The organism is Natronoarchaeum rubrum (assembly GCF_024494695.1).
In genome coordinates this window covers 565,199-575,196 of the sequence record NZ_JANHDP010000004.1, presented here as the reverse complement: position 1 = coordinate 575,196, position 9,998 = coordinate 565,199, and the positions used below count along the sequence as shown (strand labels likewise).

Genomic DNA, 9,998 nt, shown 5'->3' with positions numbered 1-9,998 from the left:
GTGTTGCCTCTCGCTCCATAAAACCTAACTCGATTCGGTCGATACTACCACTGAGGCGTGCGTTTTCGGGCATAGATCACTTTGAAAACGCTACGCCTCACCCTTCAATCCTTATCTGAACACCGCCTTCGCGTTACTGCCAAATTATATTATCAGTGAGTCAGTTGTTTGACTTCATGACCGGGGACAGAACTCCCGAGGATGGGACTGAGGAGGACGATCCCGATGGGTCGGTCGAGATGGACGACTTCGAGTTGTATGGATCGCCGGCGCCGATGTCGAACGGCGTCTCGAATGCCATCGAGAAGCTCGGCCGAGATTCTATCGTCGAGAAAGAAGACGGGCCGAGCGCGATACGACTCGACCCTGACGTTGGCGATAATCCCGTCTTCATCGATGGCGAGAAGTGCTGGCGACGATACCGGTTCGGCGGATGGATTACGCGTCGCGACGACCACGACTGCAGTTCGATCGAAGAGTTCCACGAGAAGCACAGGGACGACTTCTGAATCGATGACCTCTGAAAAGACTACCTCAACCAGCATCACTGATCACTCCGGGCTTGCGGAGCAGCTCCTTCGTGTCTACGAGAACTTCGCCGACGAGTTCTCTCGCCGCGACGTCCCGGTTCATCTCTCTAACGTCGCTAGAGAAGGGAAATACCTGAAGGGAAAGAAGCTCGGACAGCACCCAGAGCGATTCGTCGAGCAGTATCTCATCTGGCCGACGCTGGAACTCCTCGACTACGAGTTCTGGGCACAGCCGTATGGCTACCCGAAGTGGGATAAGACGCGTCCGGACTTCGCGATTAAGAACTTCGACTGTGGCCTGGACTGTGCCGTCATCGGCGAGGTGAAAACTCCGAACAAATTCGAATACGGCAAAGAGCAGATGGAGGACTATCTGAAGAGCGACTTGGGGGAAGCCACGGTCGGGATTACTACCGATGGAGTGCGGTGGAATATCGAAGCAAGGCCCGAGAAGTCTCCTGAAATTCTGGAAGTCGTCGACGTGAACTTCCACGATGTCGTCCGGAAACTCCCCAGCCGACACGAAGAACGGGAGTCGTACCCGAGTCACCGGACTCGACAGGAGATGGAGATGGTCGAGTTACTCAAACGAGAATCAGTCGAGGAAAAGGCCGCTAAAGCGTTAACAGAAGCGGTCGGAGAGTGACTGTTACAATCGACCAGTCACGCGATCCAAGAATCCGTGAAGTTCTGTGATTTCTTCGCCTTCTTCGTACATCGCTTCGACGATTTCTGCGCCCCGTTTCTTATCGTATTGCCTGCCAGCGTCAGGAGCAGCAATACTACCGCACGCGTCACACTGTCGTTCCTCTACGGATGCTCCCTCCTCCCCAATGTGTGTCTCTGCAATCTCTGAATGGAGCTTCTCTGGAATGTCGTCGTAGCCTCCAACAAAGTCTGGCCCCACTTCGAGTCCAAGCGTCTGGTTGATTCCAGTTGAGGAAAAGTAGTTCTCTATCTCCCGCTTTTCCAGGATATGCACGAACGCTCGAAGTCCTCTACAGTCGTCTCGAATCTGTTGTACGGCATCTGAAGGCGCAGCATCCTCGTGCCGGCGGTCGCTGTCCAGCAAGAAGCAGAAGTTGTGGTTGATTCCTTCCAAGTCCTCCGGGTGGCAGCTCTGAATGTTCCCTGTTCCGCCGAGGTGCTGAATTGTGATGTTTTTGCGCTCCCAGTCCTCTACGTACTCCCGCGCGATGGTTCTGAGAATGCTTGCGTCACTGGGGCCTTCAGTGTAGATGACGAAGTCGCTCTGGAGGATGTCGCTATTCCGGGCCCCGAGTTCTTCCACTGCGGAGAGATAGTCTTCGTCGACCATCCGAACCGATGTTTTTCCGTCTTCCCGCTGTACGAGATGGAGTTCGCCATGACCCCGACGATCGATGAATATGGGCGAGTGTGTGGAGAGCATTATTTGTCCTCCAGATTGGGCAATCTGTTTAAGCGAACCCAGCATCTCTCGTTTCGCTTCAGGGTGGAGCCACACTCCGGGCTCTTCAAAGAGGAGAAAGTACCCCTCGTCGACGTGCCGTTCTCGATAAGCCTCGACCAGTGAAAGAACGAACATGCTCCCCACTCCCGATCCCCGTTCCCCAACCGGAACTGACGTTTCCGTGGAGTGATCTTTGACAGTAATCGAGGGGGTGAACGCCTTTCCTAAGTCGATTGCACCTGGGTCGACCTCCACTTCACTGATCGAGTCCATACGACTCACCAGTCGGCCTTCGATGAGGTCTGAGAGGTCTCCCATCTCGTCTTGAAGCTCCTCCTCAAGTGATTCGCGCTTTGCGCTGAGCGACTCGCTATCGTTGAGGAGCGGGCTAAGTAGACGGTCGATCCAGGTGTCAGACTTGAACTTCGTCTGCTCGGAAATATTTCGTTCTGCGGGGATGTAGATGGGTTCGGGGAGATACGACCAGATTCGCTCGCGTGACGGTACCTTGTTGAGGTCTTCGCCATCTTCCACGATCGTGCCTGACCCCAGAGTTTCCTGCTCGTCTTCTCCCAATAGCGTCGTTCGAGATGGCGCTCGTTCCCCATTTTTGCTGTACTTTCGGACGATTCTCAGAGTTCCGTCTGACGTGTCGACGGCGTCCGTGACCTGTTCCGAGAGTTCGTCTGGCACACCCTCGAAACGGCCAGAGAAGACAATCTCCTCAGCATCACGCATGTGGAAATGGTTGGGTTCGGGCTTTCCTTTCTCTTCGAGGAAGATTCTAACCGCTTCCAAAAACGACGATTTGCCGGCGTCGTTCTTCCCAATCAGTACTGAGAGTTCTTCGATCGACTCGAAGCCATCCTCTTCTATCGGCTTGAACGTCTCGACGTGAAATTCTGTTAACTGCATTAGAGAAAGTAGTGGAGTTAGTAGTCGCTCAGGCGCGATTCTAGGATGTTCCGGTAGGTGTCGTCGCCGGTCGCGTCGGCCAACCCTTCGCACAGCCCGCGGAGATCGTCGGTGATCTCCCACTTACCGAGGTACTCGGAGACGGATTTGCCGTGTTCCCAGCGATAGCGGAGGAACTGAGCTTTGTCAAGGTCGGTGACTTCCTCGTCGCTGTCGACGCGTGACTGGATGTAGGCGATGCGTTTCTCGTCCTCCCACGTGCCGAGTGTGAAGCCGTCGTCCATTCTGTATAGGCGCATGTCCTCCATGCGTTCGGGCGTAGCATTCGTGCCACGGCTGAGTTTGTTGAGGTCGTCGTAGGACGCGTCTGGCGTCTCCAGCAGATCGAGGAAGACATCGATTTCGCCGATGTCGCTTCCGTGCTGGATAACGCCATAGATTTCGTCGACGACTTCCTTCGCGGTCATCGTATCGCCGGCGCGTTCGACCTTGCCATGGTGCTTCGAATACTCGTGGAAACATCGGCCCATCTCGACCACGCCGATGTCACCGCGAGAGAGGTCACGGTTCTCTTCGAGGCGCTGTCGGGTCTTCTGGGCAGTTCGGTAGATATTGCGGCGGAGGCTGTTCCACGAGATGGGCTGGCGGTCTTGAGCGGGGCGAGCAACGATGATAATGTCGAAGTCTACCGACTCACCTTCGTTCAGTTTGTACGTTGCACGGTTTGTGTCCGCAGTTACAGGGTACGTAGCTGTGACCTCGAAGCCCACCTCACAGAGGGCGCCCAGCAGTTCACCCCACGATTCGGCGTCACTGTGGTGATACGTGAACGCAAGTACGCCGTCCTGCTTTAGCGCCTGATGTATCTTCGAGAACGACTGGAACAGTTCTTCTTCGAAATCGGTCTCGTCTTTCCCCTCCGCAGGATTGGCAACGATACTATCAGCTCGTGGGGTCGTATCCGGTTCGAAATACTCGTATTCGTCTTCAAGCAGAATGCGTTGCCAGACGTAGAAGAAGTTGGATAGCTCGGAATAGATGACGTTGTTGTAGTACGGAGGATCAGTAAGGACAGCATCGAACTCGTTCTCGTACTCCAACTCCCGCATGTCTCCGCAGTGAACCTCGTGGTCCTCTCCGACTGGCTGGTTGAACGGTTCCGTCTTCTTCGTCGACCCGTCCTCGATGTAACGCTCAACAGGAGATTCTGCCCATTCGACGCCAGCAAGCACTTTCTTCCAGCTTTTCAGGAACGTCCCTCGACCGTACTCCGTCCCCCAGACGTTATTCTCGACATACTCCTTTTGGGGCTTGAACGAGTTTGTTTTGAATATACCTTCTATGTTGTGCCTCTGCCGGTTATAGATCGTGAAGGTATTGCTGAACATCAAGGAATCAGAAAGCGCAAGCAATAGGTACTCCTTGGCGTTCTGATCCTCGACATCGTCGATGGCACTGATGAGTTTGGATAGACAAAGAAGCTGTCTCTCGTCGAAAATATCTGTCCACTGATCGTAGCCGTGGCCAAGCAGATTGTGGCCTCCACCGATGCTCCCCTCGAATGCGGTGCTGTCTGTCAGAATCCCCAGCGGTACCTCTTGCGAGGGGACGTATGATTCTAAGTCGTCGCTCTCTTCCCACTCCTCAACCGCTTCTTCGTACTTCTCTATGTCCACGTCTTCGGCCTGCTTGTACCCCTTGTAGACGCTACGATCGCGGCCTTCATCGTCACAGTGGGCGCAGTAGTACTCGATGGCGTACATCCGAGAGCCATAGCCGCCCTGCTCTTGGCCGGCGTCCATTACGCTGTACTGCTGGCCACAGCTTGTACAGGAGTACTCGGCACCCTTTGCTGGCCCTTCTGCAGGGACGAATTTGTTGCCACAATCGCACACACACTCGCTACGCCAATCGTCGACGAGAAAGATGGACTCGCAGTCGGGACAGAGAATGTTGTACTTCCCTTTGTTGCCGTAGCGCCCCTTCGCTACCCGATAATCTTTGAATAGCGAGACAGTCTCGGAACAGGAGGTGCAGTCCAGTTCCGTGACCCAAAGATAGTACATCACGTCCGCGGTTCTCTCGCACTCGGGGCACTCAGTACTGTAGTGGTCAGTGAGTTCCTCCTTCACCTGACTCTCGACTCGGTCAAAAGCCGTCTCAAGGTCGCCAATGTCAGTTTTTCCAGCCTCTAATTCTTTCTTTGTCACAAACCAAGCAACTGGATTAAGATCGTTTCCAACGACTGAGGCATCGAATCGTGATGCCTCAATTAACGAAGTCCCCCCTCCCATAAATGGGTCAAGTACACGCTTGTCTTCCACCCGAACATCCTTGTTATAGAGTTGCCAGAGGGAATCTGGATCACCTAGGTCGACATCGTTGACGAGATCTCGGAGTGAGTTTTGATCATCCAAGAAATCGCCGAGCTTCTGATTGTCGCTTCCTGCGTCGTGTATAGACATCGAACCGGGGTCATCAATTAGTGTATAAAGAGAAATTGTTCGGAAAACCGACCCGAGTCGGCGGGCCCACCACTTGTGCATGGTGTATAGTGGTCGATAATATCGCTTCGACTGGTTTTCTCTATCGACAATGTCATTTACCTGTTCAATAGGATACCCTTTCTCAATGGGCAGCGTCTTCCGCTCCCCTTCTTTAGACTCACCGATTTCCTCAGACATTGATTGTCTCCTACGTGTTCCCGGGAGGGTTGTATAGCTTTCCGCTTCCGGCTGGTGGGGACGCGTCCACAGTCTGAAGGGGAATCTACGAGAAGACCACTATGAGCAAGGTCGAGATCACCGAGGACTGGTTCAGTAGCCTATCGTCTAATCGGTAAGGAGAGATGGGCGAGGGAGTTGCGAAGACGCATCTCCGTTCGGTCGTCGAAGAGCGCCTGCAGGTATTGTTCCCCGCCTTCGAATCGGGCACCCCGTCGTCGATTTACACGCAGGTTCGCCATCGCCGGCACTTCACGTACGAAGACATCCAGCAGGACGGCTCAACCGAGCGTATCCAGTGGCAGGCTGACCTGACGATCCGACTCAGCAATCTCTACTCGGATGCCGACCGCGAGGTCTCGCGGACGGTCGCACTCGAAGTGAAGACCGGACAGTATGCCCAGCTGGAACGCGACCAGCAGAAGGTGATGGGGATAGTCAACGAGAACGACGACTATCTCATCCTCCGGGCGAACGTCCGATTCGATGCGGAATCGGTCGCCGAGATTCAGTATGCCCAGCTGGAACCCGCTCCGTCGACGAAAGCAGGGCATCGGCTGAGTTCCTACGACCTCTAAGTTCGAGACGAGAAGCTACCACCCGCTCACACAGAATCGACCTCCTGGTAGCTATACAGAGACATTGCTCTTGGGTGTCCCCAGAGTCTTCAGTCAGGTGTTGCAGGCCTGATTTCGGACAGTGGCTGTCTTTCAGCGGTTTCCAGACTCCATCGCCGCTTCGCAAAATCAACGATGTCGTCTAACTGTTCTGCGATCTGACCTTCTCCCCACTCCTTGTTCTCTCGGGCAATCTCTCTGGTTATCGTGAAGTCGGAGTTCAAGTAGTCGGAATCGTTCTCTTCGTCATCGTCCATCCGGCTCCGCTTCTTCGGGTACGGCAGGTTCTTCCAGCCGGAGTTTCGCGGCCCCGTCGTCAGCGTGAGATTGCCGAGGCTGTGCTTTACCTCTTCGTGGACTTCTTCCTCTTCTTCGCTCAGGTCGAGTTTCTGAGTATCGTTCGGCCAGATGTGGTCGAGCGTGTACTCGTTTCCAGCGTTTTCTGCTGCCTTCTCGATACTCGACACGTCGCCACCCTTTGCCTCATCCCTTCGATAGATTTCGTACGAATACAGGAGGTATCTAAGATCCTTGTATCGAAGCGAATTGTACGCGTTCTGGTTCCGGAGCGTCCCCTCGAAGTCGTTTTCCTTCGACCGAATGCAGTCTTTCAACTCCTCGATTATCCATGCGGCATCCTTATCGCCTGTTCCAATATCGTTAGCGACGGAATAGAAGCGATTCCGACCGGTATCGGAACGGCTGACAGTCGTGTAAATCCGGAAAGACGCTACCTCGATCAACTGAAGCATCTCGTAGAGTTCGTCTTCCGAGATGCTATCGCTATCGTACTCATCCCAGATCGCTAATAGAATCGGATAGAAGTTCCCGAGCCTGTCGAGAGCGAAGATTTTCCGCAGTTCCCAGTCGATGTCGGGATTGTACTCCCCGTCCTGTCCGTACGACCCGATTGTTTCCATATGCGAATAATATCGGCGGAGAATCTTGGTGTACGAGTCAATTTCATCTGGACAGTCTCGTGGGTACGAGTTGTAGATCGAGAGGTCGTTCTCCTCGTGAAGATTGGTGAAATGCCATTTCAATGCCCCCAGATAGACTGTCGCCCCCGAGCGGAGGGTTTTGTTCCGACGGTTCGTCTCCTGACGGAGATAGCTGCTGTTCACCGTCGTGTTGATAGTCGAGATGTAGTGGTACCGCTGGATTTGATCCTCACCAATATCGGAGACACGGTCGGTTTCGAGGATGTCTTGCATCCACCGATAAATGCGTCCAAATCGCTTTTGGACACCGTTGACGCTGACTCCTGAATGGGGATTCTCCCCCTGAGTGAGGTACACCTTGTGCATCAGAAAACTCTTCGTCTTATCCAGATTGCTCAGACCGATCCCGCGGTCGTTTATCGACTCGAATATCAGGGTGGCTTGCTCAGAATTGTCGACGGTGTACACAATGAAATTGAGCGACCGGATAGCGGAAAGCAGCTCATCAAGATGGCTGATGAACTGTCCGTGTGAAAGCTCCTCTTGCCGTTCCTTCAACTCCTCTCGATAGAACCTATAGGCTTGTATCAATCTGTCCTGGGATGGGGTCTCAGTCGCCGTCTCGTCAATATCTTCTTCCAAAATGCCTTCAAGCGTATTGTTGTCGTCATCCTGGAGTCGCAGCTTGCACCGACTCTCTCTATTAGCTAGCCTGATTTTCCAATCTTTCAAAAACCTCTTCCGGCTCAATTTGACGCTTTCCTCTGTATGTTTCCCACTCCCCTCCTCCGGTGCCTCTTCTGAGCTGATTGTTGTGTAGACCGAGGCTATTGCCTTTATGAGTATAATGAGGGTTGTGAATCGCTGTTGTCCATCGACGATTGCATAATTCCGGTACTGATTGGTACCCTCTTCAGTCAAGATCGGGGTTGGCTCTTCCTTGCAGATGACCGTACCCATGTAGTGTTCCCGATCATTCTTAGCCATGTTAGACAGGTCGTTCCAAAGATCGGCCCATTCCGATCTCTCCCAAGAATAGAACCTCTGATACCGAGGAACATGAAATACATTCTCCTCGAACAATTCATCAAACGTATAATCGGTGTTGCCGAGTTCTTCGATTATATTTTCCCCTGAACTCGTGGCGTCCATGTCACCAACAAAACCTCTTCCGCAACTTAACGTTTGGTAGCACATGACGACAATACAAGTTCGGCAATCCTCGAACCGCCCTATACATCTGAAGACCTTGATGGGCGAAACCCAGAGACAACCTTCCTGCCCCCGAAAATCCAACTCAAGTCCCTACTGCAAGGTCTATCGCACTCGAAGTGAAGACTGGAGTGCTGTCCAGTTGGAACGCAACCAGCACAAGGTGAAGGGAACCGTCAATGAGAACACCGGCTAACTCGTCCAGCGGGAAACCATTCTCTACAGCTATACCGAAAAATCGCTATCGCTCTGCCGCCATTCGGGGACGATATTCTCCAACTCTTCGGACTGAATTTCCCCCGGTCGGTTCCCGAACACCCACTCTAAATCGTCGAGGTTCAGGTACGGTTCTTGGAGCCGCATCCGGAGCAGCTCTTGGAGGACGCTGGCTTTGAGCAAGACGATGTTGTCGATATCGGTGTTCGTTCGCAGGTCACGGAGGGTGGACTCCTCGGTGTCGCGGAACGAACTGGAGACGATGGCGAAGTAGATGTGGCGCTTACCCTGGTCGCGAAGTCGACGCGTGTGGGTCTCGATGTACTCTCGAATCGTTCGGTCATCCCGACCGATCCGATAGCCTTGCTCCCGCTTCTTCGCGTCGTAGATGACTGCGTAGTCGTTCCGAACTGCCTCCGCGATTCCATCAGGATTGCGGCCGGAGCCCTGCCCCAACACCTCAGTATCGAACCCAAGCATCTCGAACAGGACGCCCAGCTTTCGCTCGAAGATGACTGGAAGATCAGTGTCGACTGGCGCGTATCTGTTCACGGCCTCGTCGATGCCGGCGGCGACCGCGTCTAGATCGGCGACGGCCGGTGGGAGATACGGTGCATCGACGTCGACGAACGCTTCAGCTTCGTCAGTTCCTCCTCCGGTCTCCTCCTCTTCGATATCGGACTCATCCCACTCTTCGTGCCAATAGATTGCATTTGCGATGTCGCGGTATTCGGCCGGACTTTCTAACCACACATCGGCTGCTTCTCGCAGCTCGTCAAGCGTCTCGGCGAAATCCGCGTACCGCGACCCGTACGGGGCATCCGTGTTGAGCAAATCCTCATCGCCCAGATACTGCTCCGACGTCGGGTAGAAGATCGGCCACTCTGTGGGCTGCTGGATATGCCAGAAGTAGCTGAGGAAGAAAATCGTGGACTTCGGGAATGGATCCGAGTCAATATCGTTGTCCTTCAGCCGTTGCGTGTACTCGGCGAACGAGTCGACCTTCGTTTTAGCCTCCTCCACTGATTCGGGCGCCTGAATCGCCTCCCGAAGCCGGTCGCCGAAGTCTCCCTCGTCCGGCGCAGCGTTCAATAGCTTGTTGAAGTGCATCTGGCCGATGAAACCATCGAACCCCCAGAGCTGGTTTCGCTTGTTGAGCCCGTCGATCCTGCTTTTAAATTCGACGACGTCGACGTCACCCGTTTGGAAGTCTTCGATGAGGGATTGGAGCTTCTCCTCGGAGACTTTGTCTCGCTTCTGGTTATGTTCCTCGTAGTGCGATTGGGCTTCCTCGCTAGCCTCAAACTCCTCAAAGACTTCCTCTGGAGCAGCCATCTCTCTCTGTGTAGAGTCATTTAGCTCGGTTAAATCTAGGCCGGACGCGTCATTCAGGTGTTCCGGAGGAACTGTAG

Annotated in this window: 7 protein-coding genes; 3 read left to right on the top strand and 4 right to left on the bottom strand. The window is 53.8% G+C overall.

All coding sequences use genetic code 11. The features are described 5' to 3' along the window. Nucleotides 1–176 precede the first annotated feature (176 nt). Entirely contained in the window at nt 177–509 is a 333-nt protein-coding gene (locus NO931_RS13610) for a hypothetical protein (protein ID WP_256392875.1), read from the top strand. Between the two features lie 4 nt (nt 510–513). Further along, the gene (locus NO931_RS13605; RefSeq protein ID WP_256392874.1) at nt 514–1,176 is read left to right on the top strand and encodes a hypothetical protein; all 663 of its coding nucleotides are present in this window, start codon (nt 514–516) and stop codon (nt 1,174–1,176) included. A gap of 3 nt (nt 1,177–1,179) precedes the next feature. Here the strand turns inward: NO931_RS13605 and NO931_RS13600 are convergent, their stop codons facing one another. Further along, the gene (locus NO931_RS13600; protein ID WP_256392873.1) at nt 1,180–2,877 is read right to left on the bottom strand and encodes an ATP-dependent nuclease; all 1,698 of its coding nucleotides are present in this window, start codon (nt 2,875–2,877) and stop codon (nt 1,180–1,182) included. Between the two features lie 17 nt (nt 2,878–2,894). Then, a complete protein-coding gene (locus NO931_RS13595; RefSeq protein WP_256392872.1) occupies nt 2,895–5,561 on the bottom strand; it encodes a DUF1156 domain-containing protein in 2,667 nt (888 codons plus the stop codon). Between the two features lie 164 nt (nt 5,562–5,725). On the opposite strand from NO931_RS13595, the gene NO931_RS13590 reads away from it, so the two are divergent. Next, on the top strand, nt 5,726–6,178 hold the full coding sequence (locus NO931_RS13590) for a hypothetical protein (RefSeq protein WP_256392871.1): 453 nt from the start codon (nt 5,726–5,728) through the stop codon (nt 6,176–6,178). Between the two features lie 89 nt (nt 6,179–6,267). Here NO931_RS13590 and NO931_RS13585 read toward each other — a convergent pair whose 3' ends face one another. Together NO931_RS13585 and NO931_RS13580 are read right to left on the bottom strand one after the other, a co-directional pair. Further along, complete coding sequence (locus NO931_RS13585; protein ID WP_256392870.1) at nt 6,268–8,310, bottom strand: DUF262 domain-containing protein; 2,043 nt, start codon at nt 8,308–8,310, stop codon at nt 6,268–6,270. Nucleotides 8,311–8,595: 285 nt separating this feature from the next. Further along, complete coding sequence (locus NO931_RS13580; protein ID WP_256392869.1) at nt 8,596–9,921, bottom strand: restriction endonuclease FokI C-terminal domain-containing protein; 1,326 nt, start codon at nt 9,919–9,921, stop codon at nt 8,596–8,598. Between the last annotated feature and the right edge of the window lie 77 nt (nt 9,922–9,998).